This window comes from Liquorilactobacillus aquaticus DSM 21051 (assembly GCF_001436755.1).
Lineage (GTDB): Bacteria > Bacillota > Bacilli > Lactobacillales > Lactobacillaceae > Liquorilactobacillus > Liquorilactobacillus aquaticus.
The window spans coordinates 72,413-89,271 of record NZ_AYZD01000018.1 but is presented as its reverse complement, the minus strand read 5'-3'; the positions used below and the strand labels follow the sequence as shown (position 1 = coordinate 89,271).

The 16,859-nt window shown below is 36.5% G+C and carries 17 protein-coding genes; 13 read left to right on the top strand and 4 right to left on the bottom strand.

All coding sequences use genetic code 11. From position 1 onward, the window contains the following. Positions 1-131 precede the first annotated feature (131 nt). The 3 genes from FC19_RS07120 to tsaE all read left to right on the top strand — a co-directional run bounded on the left by FC19_RS07120 (position 132) and on the right by tsaE (position 2,474). Positions 132-821, top strand: a complete 690-nt coding sequence (locus FC19_RS07120; RefSeq protein WP_057876301.1) for a uracil-DNA glycosylase — start codon at positions 132-134, stop codon at positions 819-821. 35 nt (positions 822-856) lie between these two features. Next, on the top strand, positions 857-1,837 hold the full coding sequence (gene pta / locus FC19_RS07115) for a phosphate acetyltransferase (RefSeq protein WP_057876300.1): 981 nt from the start codon (positions 857-859) through the stop codon (positions 1,835-1,837). Positions 1,838-1,991: 154 nt separating this feature from the next. Continuing rightward, positions 1,992-2,474 (top strand): tRNA (adenosine(37)-N6)-threonylcarbamoyltransferase complex ATPase subunit type 1 TsaE, encoded by a 483-nt coding sequence (gene tsaE, locus FC19_RS07110; RefSeq protein ID WP_057876299.1) that lies wholly within the window; start codon positions 1,992-1,994, stop codon positions 2,472-2,474. Between the two features lie 162 nt (positions 2,475-2,636). On the opposite strand, the gene FC19_RS07105 is transcribed toward tsaE, so the two are convergent. Beyond that, positions 2,637-3,212 carry a TIGR01440 family protein gene (locus tag FC19_RS07105; protein WP_057876298.1) on the bottom strand — a complete coding sequence of 192 codons (576 nt, stop codon included), beginning with the start codon at positions 3,210-3,212 and terminating at the stop codon, positions 2,637-2,639. Positions 3,213-3,487: 275 nt separating this feature from the next. Between FC19_RS07105 and nrdD the strand changes: the two genes are divergently transcribed. Together nrdD and nrdG are read left to right on the top strand one after the other, a co-directional pair. After that, on the top strand, positions 3,488-5,659 hold the full coding sequence (gene nrdD, locus FC19_RS07100; RefSeq protein WP_057876297.1) for an anaerobic ribonucleoside-triphosphate reductase: 2,172 nt from the start codon (positions 3,488-3,490) through the stop codon (positions 5,657-5,659). Then, on the top strand, positions 5,649-6,239 hold the full coding sequence (gene nrdG / locus FC19_RS07095) for an anaerobic ribonucleoside-triphosphate reductase activating protein (protein WP_057876296.1): 591 nt from the start codon (positions 5,649-5,651) through the stop codon (positions 6,237-6,239). Before nrdD ends, nrdG begins: the two co-directional genes overlap by 11 nt. A 269-nt stretch (positions 6,240-6,508) precedes the next feature. On the opposite strand, the gene FC19_RS07090 is transcribed toward nrdG, so the two are convergent. Continuing rightward, on the bottom strand, positions 6,509-7,066 hold the full coding sequence (locus FC19_RS07090) for a M15 family metallopeptidase (RefSeq protein WP_057876295.1): 558 nt from the start codon (positions 7,064-7,066) through the stop codon (positions 6,509-6,511). A 107-nt stretch (positions 7,067-7,173) separates the two neighbouring features. Beyond that, entirely contained in the window at positions 7,174-7,653 is a 480-nt protein-coding gene (locus FC19_RS07085; protein WP_057876294.1) for a hypothetical protein, read from the bottom strand. Between the two features lie 97 nt (positions 7,654-7,750). Here FC19_RS07085 and FC19_RS07080 point away from each other — a divergent pair, with 97 nt between their 5' ends. The 5 genes from FC19_RS07080 (at position 7,751) to pepF (ending at position 13,199) form a co-directional block, all read left to right on the top strand. Further along, complete coding sequence (locus FC19_RS07080) at positions 7,751-8,491, top strand: MBL fold metallo-hydrolase (protein WP_057876293.1); 741 nt, start codon at positions 7,751-7,753, stop codon at positions 8,489-8,491. 369 nt (positions 8,492-8,860) lie between these two features. After that, the gene (gene spxA / locus FC19_RS07075) at positions 8,861-9,259 is read left to right on the top strand and encodes a transcriptional regulator SpxA (RefSeq protein WP_057876292.1); all 399 of its coding nucleotides are present in this window, start codon (positions 8,861-8,863) and stop codon (positions 9,257-9,259) included. A 187-nt stretch (positions 9,260-9,446) separates the two neighbouring features. Beyond that, complete coding sequence (locus FC19_RS07070) at positions 9,447-10,166, top strand: adaptor protein MecA (RefSeq protein WP_057876291.1); 720 nt, start codon at positions 9,447-9,449, stop codon at positions 10,164-10,166. A gap of 148 nt (positions 10,167-10,314) precedes the next feature. Next, the gene (locus tag FC19_RS07065; protein WP_057876290.1) at positions 10,315-11,319 is read left to right on the top strand and encodes a competence protein CoiA; all 1,005 of its coding nucleotides are present in this window, start codon (positions 10,315-10,317) and stop codon (positions 11,317-11,319) included. A gap of 77 nt (positions 11,320-11,396) precedes the next feature. After that, on the top strand, positions 11,397-13,199 hold the full coding sequence (gene pepF / locus FC19_RS07060) for an oligoendopeptidase F (RefSeq protein ID WP_057876289.1): 1,803 nt from the start codon (positions 11,397-11,399) through the stop codon (positions 13,197-13,199). A gap of 354 nt (positions 13,200-13,553) precedes the next feature. Here the strand turns inward: pepF and FC19_RS07055 are convergent, their stop codons facing one another. Further along, entirely contained in the window at positions 13,554-14,177 is a 624-nt protein-coding gene (locus FC19_RS07055; protein WP_235809348.1) for a DsbA family protein, read from the bottom strand. Positions 14,178-14,376: 199 nt separating this feature from the next. Between FC19_RS07055 and yjbM the strand changes: the two genes are divergently transcribed. The 3 genes from yjbM (at position 14,377) to FC19_RS07040 (ending at position 16,852) form a co-directional block, all read left to right on the top strand. After that, the gene (gene yjbM, locus FC19_RS07050) at positions 14,377-15,009 is read left to right on the top strand and encodes a GTP diphosphokinase (RefSeq protein WP_057876287.1); all 633 of its coding nucleotides are present in this window, start codon (positions 14,377-14,379) and stop codon (positions 15,007-15,009) included. Between the two features lie 153 nt (positions 15,010-15,162). Further along, positions 15,163-15,969 carry an NAD kinase gene (locus tag FC19_RS07045; RefSeq protein ID WP_057876286.1) on the top strand — a complete coding sequence of 269 codons (807 nt, stop codon included), beginning with the start codon at positions 15,163-15,165 and terminating at the stop codon, positions 15,967-15,969. Next, the gene (locus FC19_RS07040) at positions 15,959-16,852 is read left to right on the top strand and encodes an RluA family pseudouridine synthase (protein WP_057876285.1); all 894 of its coding nucleotides are present in this window, start codon (positions 15,959-15,961) and stop codon (positions 16,850-16,852) included. Before FC19_RS07045 ends, FC19_RS07040 begins: the two co-directional genes overlap by 11 nt. The last annotated feature ends 7 nt before the right edge of the window (positions 16,853-16,859 follow it).

Sequence of the window (16,859 nt, the reverse complement as noted above, 5' to 3'; positions counted from 1 at the left end):
GTATTCTACCATGAAAAACTTATTTTTTTTAGTAAGTCGATTGATCTAGAGAATAAACTATTTTCTGTTAATTACAGATAATAGTAAAAAGAATATTTAAAATATGGTAAAATATGTGCGAGGTGTCGATAATGAAAACGCTTATTAAAAATGATTGGCAAGATGTTCTAGGACCTGAATTCGAAAAGGCATATTACTTAAAGCTGCATGACTTTTTAAAAGAAGAATACACAACACAACTTATTCATCCAGATATGTATCATATTTTTGAAGCTTTTGAATGGACGCCCTTTTCAAAAGTTAAAGTATGCATTTTAGGGCAAGATCCTTATCATGGACCTAATCAGGCGCATGGATGCAGCTTTTCAGTATTGCCGGGAGTGAGAATTCCGCCATCCCTCGCAAATATTTATAAAGAGTTGCAGAGCGATTTAGGAATCAAGCCTGTTAAACACGGTTATTTGGAAAAGTGGGCCAAACAAGGGGTTTTGTTGCTGAATACTGTTTTAACAGTGAGAAATGGGCAGGCGTTCTCACATCGAGGCAAAGGTTGGGAGCAACTGACAGATGCTGCAATAAAAAAGTTGTCTGAGCGTTCGCGTCCTGTAGTGTTCATTCTGTGGGGAAAATCAGCGCGAGACAAAATAAAATTGATTGATACTAACAAAAATATTGTGCTGCAATCTGCTCATCCAAGTCCCTTATCGGCTCACCGTGGTTTTTTTGGGTCAAAGCCTTTTTCTAAAACGAATGCAGCTTTAGTCGCAATGGGTGAAGAACCAATTGATTGGCAGTTGCCAGAGGAAGTTAATAGAAGTTAACATCAGAGTATAAAAATTTATTGGAGGCGTGTATTATGGATCTATTTGAAAGTTTAATTGCCAAGATTAAGGGAGAAGACAAAAAAATTGTTTTTCCAGAAGGAAATGATGAACGAGTAGTTGGAGCAGCTATTCGTTTGGCTAAAGATGGCTTAGTTCGGCCAATTATCCTTGGAACGGTGGATGAAGTCAAAAAAGTAGCGGCTGGAATAGGGCAAATGATTCCAGATTCAGTGACTATTGTTGATCCAGAAAACTATCCAGTTGAAAAATTTGAAGAAATGGTCAAAGCCTTTGTTGCAAGACGTAAGGGTAAAAATACTGAAGAACAAGCATATAAAATGCTGAAAGATGCAAACTATTTTGGAACAATGTTTGTTTACATGGATCTTGCAGATGGACTTGTTTCAGGAGCCGTTCATCCGACTGGTGATACTGTAAGACCCGCTTTGCAAATAATAAAAACAAAACCTGGTATCAGTCGAACAAGCGGTGCTTTCATAATGACACGTGGAGAAGAGAAATATCTGTTTGCTGATTGTGCAATTAATATCAATCCTGGGGCTCAAGAGCTAGCTGAGATTGCAGTCGCAAGTACTAAAACAGCACGCCTTTTCGATATTGATCCTAAGGTAGCGCTCCTCAGTTTTTCAACCCAAGGTTCTGCTAAATCAACTGAAGTAGAAAAAGTAGCTGAGGCAACCAAAATCGCACAAAAGTTGGCACCAAACGAGAATATTGATGGTGAATTGCAATTCGATGCAGCATTTGTTCCATCTGTGGGGCAACATAAAGCGCCAAAGTCAAAAGTGGCAGGTCAGAGCAATGTCTTTGTATTTCCAGAATTAGAGGCTGGAAACATCGGATATAAAATTGCACAGCGATTAGGAAATTTTGAGGCGATCGGTCCAATTCTGCAAGGCTTGAATAAACCGGTATCAGATTTATCGCGTGGGGCGAATGAAGAAGATGTATATAAAGTAGCGATTATTACAGCTCTGCAAGCGACTAATTAAAAATGATTAAGGATAAAAATTAAGGCTTCGTCAGGTTTAACTCTCTAGTCTCAGTCCAAGTTCTAAGTCAAAAGTCTTTTTTGGTGCTTATTCTCTGAGCAAATATTGTATAATTGATCAAGGCGATTTTTTGATCAATAAAAGGGGTGTTTGAATGGAGATTATAGTCAATACTGCTGCTGAAACGAAGCAGATTGCACAAATGTTGGCTGTTTACATCAAGCCGAATGATGTTATCTTACTGGATGGCGATTTAGGGGCTGGAAAAACTACTTTCACAAAAGGACTGGCAATAGGTTTAGGAATCAAAAACAACGTTAAGAGCCCAACTTTTAACTTGATCAGGGAGTATCATCAAGGAAGGTTACCGCTTTTTCATATGGATGTTTATCGCCTTGAGGGTGTTGGCGGTGATGATCTTGGGCTAGAGGAATATTTTAATGGCGGTGGAGTAAGTGTTATTGAATGGTCTGAATTTGTTCAAGATGAAATACCACAAGAACATTTGCAGGTTCAGATCGTAAAAGATGAACAAGATGATCAGCGGCGTATTTTGAAGTTCAAGGCAAAGGGAGACCACTTTGAGAACGTTATATCATTGTTGGGTGAAAAATGGACTAATTCTGATCAGCACTAAGGAATTTGTGGAAGTATGTCTTTAAAAAGATAATAATTGTCAATTTACAAAAAAGGTACTCTGTAGAAATTTGAATTCTGCGGTGTTCCTCCAAAAGTTAAATCTACTTCATGGGGGGGCGCGGTAATCTTCAAATTACAGGGTACTATTTTTTGCGCGATATTATCTTAAATCGTTTTTAGGAGCATGCCACTCATATTGTGCGCGTTGACCACCAATTAATTTTGGTCGGCTTCGCAAGAAAGTCGTATGCGCGCCACCAATTTCTTTAATAGAAGTTCTGACCGGTATCTGGACAAATTTAACATGCATTCCAATAGATGTGTCACCAATATCCATCCCGGCTTGGGCGATAACATGTTCAATCTCAACAGGTTTATCAAAGGCCTCAAATGCAGCTACCTGTGCCGCACCACCGGCATGAAGAGATGGGTAAACGGTAACTTGCTCAAAACCGTGCTGTTTGGCAACGGTACGCTCAATTATCAATGCGCGGTTGAGATGCTCACAGCCTTGAACTGCAAGATGTAGTTTTAGAGGTTTTAGAACAGACAGAGCAGTTTTTATGACGGTTCGACCAATAGCGAGATTTGAATTCTTCCCGATTTTTTCTCCCTGGATCTCACTAGTGCTGCAGCCTAAAACAACAATATCCTCGGGGTCAAGGTCAGCAACTTTTAATAGTTCTGTTAATCCTTGCTTTACATGTGTTGCTATATCATTTAAATCTTCGACCATTAATTTTACCTTCCTTAATTAGAATATTCTAATTATAACGCAACTGTTTAAAACTACAATATAAATGAGCAGACGCTATATATAGTTTTTTAAGATCTGGCTAAAAAAATGAGAAAAAACTTTTTTAGAGGTAGAAATAGCGTGGGAAGTGGCTTTTTGCTTGGTGAGTTTTACACAATATATAGGCATCAGTTTTAAAAAGCACACAATAGATTGTATTTAGGGGCTTAAAGTAATAGAATATATACAGAAGAAAGAAACAGGGGGAATTAGTAATGGCAACGACAGAAACCAAAATAAATACAAAAAATTTAACAAGAATCCCGACACTTTTTATTAAACGGGATGGATACAAGATGCCGTTTGCTGTTTACAAGCTTGAATTAGTTCTTGATCAGCTAGGTTTAAGTGCTGAGATACAGCCTTTGCTTAATGCAATTTTAAAGCAGCTTGAAGACAAAACAGAGACAAATGCGGATAATGTTCACCGTGCCTTTATAGTTGCGTTGAATGATTTGGGCTTTCATGAGGAAGCTATAAAGTACATAGCTGTTCATAAGGAACGCACGGTCCAATGGGAAGAACAAACGGATCCGACTAAGCGTTTGCAGAGATTACAAGCCAAGGACCCGAGTTTGGTACATGAGAATGCGAATAAGGATAGTAATGTCTTTAACACCCAACGTGACCTAACTGCAGGAACAGTTGGCAAGACACTTGGTTTACGAATGATGCCAGAGCATATTGCAAAAGCACATTTGCGTGGAGATATTCATTATCATGATTTGGATTACACTCCTTGGAGCCCGATGACGAATTGCTGTTTGATAGATTTCAAGGAAATGCTGACAAATGGATTTAAAATTGGTAATGCCGAAGTTGAAAGCCCACATTCTATTCAGACTGCGACTGCACAAATGGCACAGATTATTGCTAATGTGGCATCTAGCCAATATGGCGGATGTTCTGCAGATCGGGTAGATGAATTGCTTGCTCCCTTTGCAATGCGCAATTATGATAAGCATTTGAAGGATGCTGAAGAATATATTGACGATGATGATAAGCGAAAAGAGTTTGCAAAAAAGCGTACAAAAAAAGATATTTTTGACGCAATGCAGGGACTGGAGTATGAAATCAATACGTTGTTTTCATCACAGGGACAGACACCCTTCACAACTTTGGGGTTTGGTTTGGGAACGACCTGGATTGAACGTGAGATTCAACGATCGATCTTGCGTATTCGGATTCAAGGCTTAGGCCGTGAGAAACGGACAGCAATTTTTCCTAAGTTAGTATTTACATTGAAAAAAGGGTTAAACCTTAGATCGAATGATCCAAATTATGATATTAAACAACTGGCAGTTGAGTGCGCTACTAAGCGGATGTACCCTGATATTTTAATGTACGATAAAATTAAAACTCTAACTGGAAGTTTTAAGGCTCCTATGGGATGCCGCAGCTTTTTGCAGGGATGGAAGAATACCGAGGGTGAAGAAGTAAATTCAGGGCGGATGAACCTTGGTGTTGTTACTGTTAATTTGCCGCGTATTGCTTTACAGGCGCATGGAAATAAAAAGTTATTTTGGGAAATTTTTAATGAGCGGATGCAAGTCTGTAAAGAGGCCCTTGTTTTTAAGGTTAATCGGGTCAAGCAAGCTATTCCAGAGAATGCTCCTATCTTGTATCAATACGGAGCTTTCGGGAAACGACTGAGTCCAGAAGACAATGTTGATGAACTCTTTAAGCATCGTCGTGCGACGGTCTCACTTGGCTACATTGGACTATATGAGGTTGGTACTTCTTTTTACGGATCGAATTGGGAGCAAAATAAAGAAGCACATGATTTTACGCTATCGATTGTCAAAGCATTGAAAGAAAATTGTGAAAAATGGTCAGATGAGTACGATTATCATTTTAGCGTTTATGGAACACCTAGCGAATCTTTGACTGATCGCTTTTGTGTTGCAGACCGCAAAAAATTTGGTAAAGTAGCAGATATCACAGCAAAGGATTACTATACTAATAGTTTCCATTATGATGTCCGTAAACATCCATCTCCGTTTGAAAAATTAGCTTTTGAGATGGCATATCCTAAGTATAGTTCCGGCGGATTCATTCATTACTGCGAGTATCCTAACTTACGTCAAAATCCCAAAGCTTTAGAAGCAGTATGGGATTGGGCTTATGATAAGGTTGGTTATCTAGGTACGAATACACCGATCGATCATTGTTATAAATGCGGTTTTCAAGGTGAGTTTAAGGCAACAGAACGTGGTTTTGAGTGCCCAGACTGTGGTAATCATGATCCAAAGAGTTGTGATTGTGTCAAAAGGACGTGCGGATATCTAGGTAATCCATTACAACGTCCAATGGTTCATGGACGTCACGTTGAAATTGCTTCAAGAGCTAAGAATATGTTCAATGGGATGGATCAAAATGCAGAATAGAATAAAAAAAGAGCGCAAGCCTCGCGATCCTAAACCGGAAGAATGGCTTGCTAGAGATTTAAGCCAAGAGTACATTGCAGATTATAAACCATTTAATTTTGTAGATGGTGAAGGTGTAAGATGCAGTATCTATGTTAGTGGATGTAAGTTCGCTTGCCCGGGTTGCTACAATAAAGTTGCGCAGAGTTTTCATTATGGAACACCTTATACGAAAAGTTTAGAAGACACTATTATTAAAGACTTAGGTGAGGATTATTGCCAAGGCCTCACACTTTTAGGTGGTGAACCTTTCCTTAACACGCAAGTATGTCTGCGCTTAGTTGATCGCATGCATGCGGAGTATGGTAATACCAAAGACGTCTGGTCTTGGAGTGGGTATCGTTGGGATGAATTGCTGAGAGATTCTGAAGATAAGTTAGAGCTTCTGTCTAAAATTGATATTCTGGTGGATGGACGTTTTGAGTTACCTAAAAAAGATTTAACCCTTCAATTTAGAGGAAGTTCCAATCAAAGAATAATTGATGTTCAACGCTCCTTGAAGGCAGGTAAAGTTATACTGTGGGATAAACTATTACGATGAGATACAGAACAATTTAATGGTTTATTTACTGAAAAGATTGATTACTACCAGAACATGATACAGACGTTGCAGAACAAGACAATGGGACTAGCTCAAACTAATGTTTGACTTAGCCCCATTTTTTAATCCAGTGTTACATTGGATCAACATATTCTAAAAGTTTAAAAGCTACTGGAATACTCCTAATTAGTTGAATTAAAATTGAAAAAGTATTCTTTTTGATGTGTTATTAATGAAAAAATATTGATGAGTAAGCAACTCAGAAATGGTTACCGATAGTCATTTGGGTCAGCTGCTGCCGGTTGATAGAGATCACTCTCAGTATCGCGATAATCCCACCATTCATTGGAGTAACCAACAAATCCGGCAGCAATCATTGCCTGGTTTAAAATTTGATAATTTTTTTCCTGTTCAGCAGTGCGAAAGCTATCACGCTTAGCAGATTTGGAAAAATCATCAAAACCAGTTTGCATTTCCATTTCAGTACCGTTCAAATCAGTAAGAGTTAGATCGAAGGTCACACCTTTTTGATGACTGAAATTAGGGTTAGGAGGTGCAACGAAAGTAGGATTAGGATAAACTTCAAACAATTTTTTTTGTGCACTTACAGGACGATAAGCATCCCACACTTTTAAACGGAATCCCTCCCTAAACAGTGCCTGGCTTGCTTTACTCAGCTTTTGAGCAGTTCCAGTTCTTGCAATCGCGGTTGTGAAGTTATAGATTATTTTGTGCGTGAAGTTATTAGTCGTAGCGTACCGAAGTTCTACAATGATCGACGGGTCTAATTTTTGAATGTTACTGAATTCAGTTTGTTCCTTTTTCATTAGGCTCCTCCTTAGTAAATAAAAGTAGTTGTAAGAAAATGATTTGAAACATGGATTATATAGCTATTGTAACTGTTTTCTTTGGAGTCGGTCAATGTTCATGGTTACTAAGCCATAAATGAATCAGCTTTGGATTGGTAGATAGCTGTATGTGCTTGATACGCAGGATTCCTTAAATATTTTTGACTGAACAAGAGCGGACTGGTATTACTCCAAAGAAGAAAGTCCTCTTGCTTAGTCCATGTTGATAGTAGAAGAAAATTGAAATTGTGGTTCAGTGAACGTGCAAGCACTATATTGCTGCTATTTGATTGGTTGAGTAGAGTCAGAAAAACTTTCTGCTCCTCAGTGTTTAGAGTGAGATAGGAAAAAACATAAAACTGATTGATCTTTTTTGAAAAAATCCCACTGACTATTTCAAAAGAAATACCGCTATTAAAAGAATTTTTGCCATTAGATAAATCTAAGAGAATATCATTTTCATTTTTTGAAACAGGATGTAATTGTACTAATTCAAGGTTTTTAATTTTTTTGCGTAGCTGTGATAGGACAACTTCAGAGCCAAAAGTCATATTCAATAATTTCAAAACAAACACCTCCGTATCGATTATAACGCTTACTGAGGCATGTGTTATAATTTTTACTAGTAAAAGGTCAAGAGTATATGGAAAGGAGCTAGTGATAATGAAAATTACAATATTAGGTTTTTTAGGAGGATATCCGTATAATGGTCAGGCAACTAGTTGTTATTTAATTCAAAGTAAGGGGTACAACCTGTTGCTTGATTGTGGGAGTGGGGCGTTGTTAAATTTAGAAAAACATCTTGATCCATTGGACCTTGATGCTGTTTTACTTTCACATTATCATAATGATCACATCGCTGACATCGGTGTTCTACAGTATTATTGGCAATTAAACAATTCACGTATTGATGGAAAAGTTTTGCCGATATATGGACACAAACAGGATAAGAAGCATTTTGATGATTTAACATGGGACAAGGCAACAATTGGACAAGCATATGAACCTAGCAAAAAACTTTTACTAGGACCGTTTGAAATTAGTTTTCTTAAAACAAAACATCCAGTCACTGCTTATGCTGTTAAAATAGAGGATACTAGTGACAAAAAGATCTTTGCTTTTACGGCAGATACAGATTATATTCCAGAATTGACTGCTTTTGTGCGTGGCGCCGATGTTTTAATGACAGATACAAACTACAGCGCTGGAAAAAAAGAACCCAAATGGCACATGACATCTACTGAATCAGGAAAACTGGCTAAAGATGCAGCTGTGAAAAAGCTTATTCTGACTCATCTTCCACAAAAAGAGGATTTAAACCTGTTGCTTGAAGAAGCAAAAGAAGCAGCAACGAAATCGATCGAGGTTGATATAGCCGAAACTGGTAAGATAATAACTTGTTAGTATTTTAGGACGGTCTTTTTAGTTAACCTAAATTTATGTAACTATAGTGTAACCGCTTTTTGTTTTATACTCTGCAGACTATGGTTAACGCTTTCTTTATTAGCTTATTTCTTGGTATATAACTTATATCGTATGAATACTATAAAATAAATCAAACTAAAAATTAATATGTCATAAAATTCAAAAAAAGCAAGGTTAAAAAAGCAAAGAAATACTAGCATAATAGGCTTTTAAATGAATATTTTTTGCTAATTTGTTTGTTTTTTTTAATAAAAAAGGTATTAATTTTTTGATGAAAGTAGTATAATAAGCTTGTGGGCGATATTAATTATAGTTAGCAGGTTCAATGGAGAAAAGGAGCGAAAAAATATGGTTACTCTATATACATCACCAAGTTGCACTTCTTGTCGAAAAGCACGTGCATGGTTGAAAGAACACGATATTTCTTTTAAAGAGCGTAATATTTTTTCTGAGCCGTTGAGTATTAACGAAATTAAACAAATATTACAGATGACAGAAAATGGAACAGAGGAAATTATCTCCAAACGTTCGAAAGCATATCAAAAGCTGAATATTGATCTGAATGACATGCCATTACAGCAGTTGTTCAGCCTTGTTCAAAAAAATCCTGGTTTGTTGCGCAGACCGATTATTTTGGATGAGAAGAGATTACAAGTCGGTTATAATGAAGATGAAATACGACGTTTCTTACCACGTGAAGTTCGAGCATTGGAATTACAGCGTGCACAAAGAATGGCTGGGTTTTAGTAATTTAAAAGATTGTTTTTAAAACTTAAAGGTTTTATAAGTCTTTTTTTAAGAATTGATACAGAGGTTGAGACAATATTCGTCCCGACCTCTGTATTTTACTTTTTTTAAGATAAAGTGCTTTACAATTTCTTATTTTTAGTTATCATTAAGCGAGAGGGTAATACTGGAAAGGTGGGTGACCTAGATGGAGATGGAGAAAATCAATGATAACACAATACGTGTGTTACTTGAAACCGAGGATTTAACCGAACGCGGTATTACTGTCCTTGACCTACTTGGGAACCATAAAGAGATTGAAAGTTTCTTTTACAGTATTTTAGAGGAAGTTGACGTTGATCATGAGTTTCGTGAAAATGATGCCGTGACATTCCAGTTGCTTCCAAATAAGAATGGTCTTGAACTGTTTATCAGCAAAGTTGATCCTAAGGAATCTGAAAAGGATCAGAATAATAACGATAGTTCCGACGAAGGGGATTTCTCTCTTCTTGGAGCAAACGAAGATGTTTCAGAATATATTCGTCAAGAGTTATCTACTTCTAAATCCAAGAATAAGAAAAAAGCATTAGAGAATGATGGTGATGGTGTTTCAGAATATTTAAAAGACAAAACAATTAAGCAGAGACATGTTGTGGTTGAGTTTGAAGATTTTGAAAACTTTGTTCAAGCCGCAAAAATCTTGCATAATGAAGAAATTGCATCTACTTTGTATTTGCTTGGTGGTATGTACTATCTTGACTTGATTTTCTTCGTTGGTCAAACCAGTGATAGTCAAGTTAGAGATACTCTTTCTTTAGTTGTTGAATATGGTAGAAGAGCAAGTATTTCACCAGATGTTTTGCAAGAACGTGGGAAAAAATTATTGAGTAGCTCAGCACTTGAGTTGGCTCGTTATTATTTCAAGTAATAAAAGCCAGTAAACCCTTAAATAAAATGATAGCTGATAGCCCTAAATCAAACCATATAGTTTGATTTGGGTTTTTTTTGTACATTTTTATTATATAAAAAGCTACGAGTTCAGTCTGCGTATCTATCTAGGGATGGGGGTGGGACTGATGCTAGTAGCAGAATCAAAAAACGGCTCGATTTTGGCAGGCCATGCTAAACAAGGGGAATATTATTGGTGTCCTGGATGCAAAGCAGAATTAATTTTGAAAAAAGGAAATTTTAAAATAAGTCATTTTGCGCACAAAAAAAAGACATGTCAAATTTTTTCTGAGGGAGAGACGTCAGAACATTTAGCGGGAAAAAAAGAAATCTTTGCGGCATATAAAAATGCAGGTTATACGGGTGCACTAGAACAACATATTAAAGTACTAAATCAAAGACCTGACATTTTAATTAGATTTAGAGATGAAAAAACTATTGCAATTGAGTTTCAATGTGCACCATTGAATTTAAAAAAACTGTATTCACGGTCAGAAGGTTATCGTAACAGTGGGCTAAAATTCTGCTGGATATTGGGGCAGCGTTATAAAGTTGGAAGAAGGCTAACACAGCAAATTGGGCAGTTTATGCAATGGACAAAAAAACTTGGTTTTTATTTGCTGTATTTTGACACTTTAAGTTCACGATTTGAATTGATCTATGGAATTCAGCAGATCGATTTTTTACCAGTACGTTATTATCGGTTTTGTACTGGTAACGTAGATAAGTTAAAGGAATTCATGTCAAAAAATCATAAAATAACATATCATACTCTTACAAGAGAGGAATGTTTTAGACAAAAAAACAATTTTTTTAAAAGTTGCTCTCGTTCTCTGGGTAATTTTAGAAGGCTGCAGGAGTATGTCTACCAAAAAGGATTCAGGCTTCAAGAATTAGAGCCACTGATTTTGAAGAAAAAATACGGGATTCCGTTGTTTTATGAAAAAGAACTTTATTGGAGAACTGAGACTTTACTTCAACAAGGAGAAATACCAATGGGTAATAAAAAAAGATTAGATTATCTACAGAAAATTGATAAATATTTATTTAAGGTGCCCTTCATCGACCGCAAGAGATTTGAGGAACAATTAATCATAGAACTTCAAGGAAAGACCTCGCAGCAACTAAGTTAATCAGATCCCATCATTGCAATTTATAATAGGCTATGCTTTGATAAAGAGAGACAGAAAGAGTTTAATGGAGGGATAATATGAAAGAGGAAAGTATAAAATTACCGTTACGTGAAGAAATCCCAGAAAAATTGACATGGGACCTGACTTTGATTTTTAAAAATGATGGGGAATGTGAAAAAGAGTTAAAAAATATTGATACTCAAATTGCAGAGGTTGCAACATATAAGGGTCTGTTGTCAAAAAGTGATAGCGCTTTTTTAGAAGCTTTGAAGACGATTTTAAAATTCGAACGTCGAATGGAAAGGCTTTTTGTATATGCTAATTTGAAAAATGATCAAGATACGAGTAATAAGTACTACCAAGGTCTTATTGCAAGAGCTAGACAATTATATGCAAAAGTTGGAGCAAGTGTTTCCTGGTTTGAACCGGAATTATTAGAATTGCCGGCAGATAGGTTAGAAGAATATCTTGTTCAAAATACTGAATTGGCAAAGTACCGGCATTTAATTGAGAAAATAACTTCACAAAGAAAACACATTTTATCAATGAAAGAAGAAGAACTGCTGGCGGGAGCTACAGACATTTTTTCGACAGCTGAGAATTTTTTTGGTGTTTTAAACAATTCTGATTTGAAGTTTCCTGAAGTACGAGATGCACAAAATAATTTGATTCAGTTATCACATGGAAATTATGGTAAGTTGTTGGAAAATCCACAAAGGAGTGTTAGACAAGCTGCTTTTGAAGGTATGTATCACGTGTATCAGCAGTTTCAAAGTACTTTTGCACTGTCTCTTTCATCGCATGTGCATACGCACAATTTTTTAGCACAGAAACGTCACTATACAGATGCTCGCAGTGCATCACTTGCAAAGAATGAAATACCTGTTTCTGTATACGATACACTTGTTGAACGTGTGCATCATCATTTGTCTTTATTGCATAGATATGTTGCGTTACGAAAGAAAATTTTAAAAATTGATCAAGTTCACATGTATGATTTATACACTCCAATAACCAAAGTCCCTAGTAAAATCTACAGTTATGAGGAGTCACAGAAAATAGCAGTCAAGGCCTTGAATATTTTGGGAGATGACTACACAGCAAAAGTAAAAGAAGCTTTTAAGAGCAGATGGATTGATGTTGTTGAGAACAAGGGGAAGCGCAGCGGAGCATATTCTTCAGGAATGTATGATACTGCACCGTACATTCTTTTAAATTGGCAAAATAATCTCGAAAGTTTGTTTACTTTGGTTCATGAAATGGGTCATAGTATGCATTCATATGCCAGCAACACTAATCAGGACTATCACTATAGTGATTACTCGATTTTTGTCGCTGAAATTGCATCAACTACTAATGAGAACTTGCTGACACAATACTTGTTGGATAATACGTCAGATCCGCAATTAAAAGCATATATTCTTAATCATTATTTGGATGGATTTAAGGGAACTGTTTTTCGTCAGACACAATTTGCAGAGTTTGAGCAATGGATTCACGAACAAGATGCCGGACAAAAAGCTTTAACAGCTAAAGAAATGAATGAGTACTATATGTCCTTGAACGAGCATTATTACGGATCAGATATTTTTAATGATCCTGAAATAGCTTTCGAATGGGAACGTATTCCCCATTTTTACTACGATTTTTATGTCTATCAATATGCAACAGGATTTGCAGCAGCATCGGCGTTAGCACAAAAAATTATAACACAGGGCCCGAAAGATTACCTCGCATTTTTGAGAGCTGGAAGTTCCGACTTTCCAATCGAAATCATTAAGAAAGCAGGAGTCGATATGACTAAAGAGGCTTATCTTGATTCAGCATTTGATCTTTTTGAAAAGAGGTTAAGTGAACTAGAGGCGCTGGTACTTAACTAAATTAACAATATAATTCAAAAAAAGTATGGCAGAAGGTATCAGTTTTCGTGGGAAATTGCCAGTTCAATTTAAGTGAACGGTTTAGCGCGATTTTAATGGATTCCACTAACTACAAAATAACTGAAGTGTTGCGAAGAAGTGGTATTTGTCCGCAAATTACGTAGAAATAGCGATCTTATTCCAATCAAGGATAAGGTCGCTATTTTGAATAATATTAACAATTTGCAATATAATCAGTCTCAAGTTTCATTTTCAGCAGAAATAAAAAAACAGTCAGGATTGATTTGTAGTCAATTCCTAACTAGATCTAATTTCAACTTATTTGAATTCTAGATGGCATTCAGCTTGCAGATATTACAGAATGTGCAAAGAAGTATAATTGTGTTTTCGGGTAGATGATTTGTGTTTCAAAACAATTTCTTCGTTCAGCTGTCCTGTGCATAGCTGTTTTAATAGCTCATAAGAATCGCAACCAGTAAATGAAACACCACAGTCCATACCATCCAAATTATAAACTACAACGGTTGGATGTTCATGGACATTCATTTCAGCGGCCATTTTTTGGTCTTGTTTGAATGAGTTGATAGTAAATGATGAATGACGATCATCATTAAACATATCACAGTCTAAATCGCTAGCTTGAGCAACCTTTTGGGCAACTTCTTCATTGTACTCGTTTCCAAAGTCAACAACTTGTTCCTGAAGTTTTAATAAATAATTACGACCACAACGTTTTCCTTGGAATGAAGCTGCTTTGTAATCAAGTGATGCTTGATAAATATTATTGAAGATTTGGTTGCGTGCTTGCAGGTCATTTAGAGGGATGTTTTCTCTCCGCATAATTGAGCTTACTGTTTGTAAATTCAAAAATGGAATGAAGCTAAAACGAACTTCTACATCTAACTGATCTACTAGTCTTAGTATGTTCTGCTCTGAATGGTAGCACTTGCCACCTATTGGGTTGATAAACAAATACATTTCTAACACTAATCTTTCCTCCGCTTAGTAAAATTTTCTCTCTTTTCTATATCTAGTTAATTGCTAACTATACTTTAACAAATTTTTTTTTTTTTTCAATGTTTCTGCCTTATTTTTATGAGTCTTTTTTTGGAATTACCTTACGTTGTTGAGTATGTTAAAATAATGGGGTATATGATACAGATCAGAGGAGACCGTTGTGACAAAAACTTGGGACGATTTTTTATTACCATATGAACAAACTGTTTTGGAAATCAAAGCAAAATTTTTGGCATTGAAAAATCAATTTGAAAGATCGCAAAAACATGTTCCAATTGAATTCGTAGTGGGGCGTGTTAAGCCAGTTGATAGTATTGTTGAGAAAATGCAGCGTCGCAAAATAAGTAAAGAACGTTTAGCAATTGATATGGAAGATATCGCGGGAGTTCGCATCATGTGCCAATTTGTTGATGATATTTATCAGATTGTTAAACTTATAAGAAAAAGAAAAGACATGCATATTATAGATGAAAGAGATTATATTTTGAACAAAAAGCCAAGTGGCTATCGCTCATATCATATTGTTGTCGAATATCCAGTGCAAATGCTCGAAGGCCAAAAACGGGTTTTGGCTGAAATTCAGGTTAGAACGTTAGCGATGAATTTCTGGGCAACAATAGAACACTCGCTGAATTATAAATATCAAGGTGAATTTCCAGAAATATTAGAAAATCGCTTGCAGCGTGCTGCAGAAGCAGCTTTTCAATTGGATAAGGAAATGACTGCAATTAGAGGAGAAATTCAAGAGGCCCAAAACTTATTTTCTTATAAACGTGGTCATAAAAAAGAATGATCAAGTGTCAGTATGCTATAGTTATATTAGAAAAGATAATTTCAAAAGTGCAACAATATTTTGAAACAGGCTTGAAAATTAAGCAACTATGTATACTATACTCGGTTAATAGTATTAAATAAACGGTTAAAATGTAAATAAAAGAGGTCAGTTATGAAAATAGCCATTTTTGCTAATGAGGGCCGCAAATCAATGATGATCAGTCGAAAGCTGCATCAGAAATTTAAGGATACACATTTTGTTTTAGACAATGATAACCCTGATATTGTTGTAACAGTAGGGGGGGATGGAACGCTGTTGGCAGCTTTCCATCAATATAAAAATATTCTAGATAGGGTGCGCTTTGTCGGAGTTCACACAGGTCATTTAGGCTTTTATACAGACTGGAGAGATGATGAGATCGATGATCTTGTCATAAGTTTGCAATCAGACAATGGTCAGTCTGTTAGTTACCCGCTGTTAGATGTTAAAGTCAGCTATGTTGATCAACTGAGACCGGAAGTCTTTTTGGCGCTGAACGAAGCAACTTTAAAGCGAAACAGTGCTACGATGGTAACTGATGTTTACATTGGTGGAGAAATTTTTGAAAAATTTCGCGGAGACGGACTTTGTATTTCGACTCCAACTGGATCAACTGCGTATAACAAATCCTTAGGTGGGGCTGTTATTCATCCCAATCTAAGGGTTTTACAAATGACAGAAATCGGATCGATCAATAATCGTGTTTTTCGTACTTTGAGTTCACCGATGATAATCGCTCCCAATGATTGGGTCACATTATATCCAAATCGTGAAAGTGATTATATTTTAACGGTTGATCAGAATAGTTATCATGGTCGTCAAATTAAACAAATTACCTTTAAAACGTCAAAAAAAAGCATCCACTTCGCCAAGTATCGCCACATGCAGTTTTGGCAAAGGGTCCAAGATGCGTTTATTGGGGCGGAATATGCAAATTAGCTGGGAGTATGTAGAAAGTTCACCCATCAAGATTCGAACCTTTTTAAAGTTAAAGGGAGTTTCACGCCGACTTTTAACAAAGGTAAGATATCGAGGTGGCCATATCTTATTGAATGGCAAAGAGGGACGCAAGACTGATAAAATGTGTACAAATGATAGGCTAACGCTTATTTTACCTCCTGAAAATTCAAAAAATTCGCTGATTCCATCATATGTTCCACTCGATGTCCTTTACGAGGATCGTGATTTTTTAATTGTGAATAAACCACCAGGCGTTGCCTCCATTCCCTCACCTTTGCATCCGACTGATTCTCTTGTGAACCGTGTTTGGGGATATTATCAACTTAAGCAATATCGGGGAATTATCCCTCATATTGTGACGCGTTTGGATCGAGATACATCTGGGATAGTTTTATTTGCCAAACACTGCTATGCGCATTCCTTATTGGATGTGCAGCTGAAGTGTCATCGCGTCCAGAAATACTATCTTGCGATTTTGACAGGTCAGTTAAAGAATCAACACGTATTGATAAACCTTCCCATCGATCGAGATCCTTCGTCAATCATAAAAAGACAAGTCACCGACAAGGGCGTTAATGCGAGCTCGGAGATACAGCAGGTGCAATGCTTACGCGAAGCTTATACTCTTTGTCGAATTCAACTTCATACAGGAAAAACACACCAGATTCGCGTTCATTGTTCATATCTTGGACACCCGTTAGTTGGAGACAGTCTGTATGGGGGACAAAGGCATGTACCCGTACAACGTCAAGCACTTCATTGTGAACAGCTTATATTTAAGCATCCTTTTTTGGATAAGGTAATTAATATCAAGTGTAACTTGCCCCGTGATATGCAAATATTTATTCAAAAAAATAATTAAAGAGGTA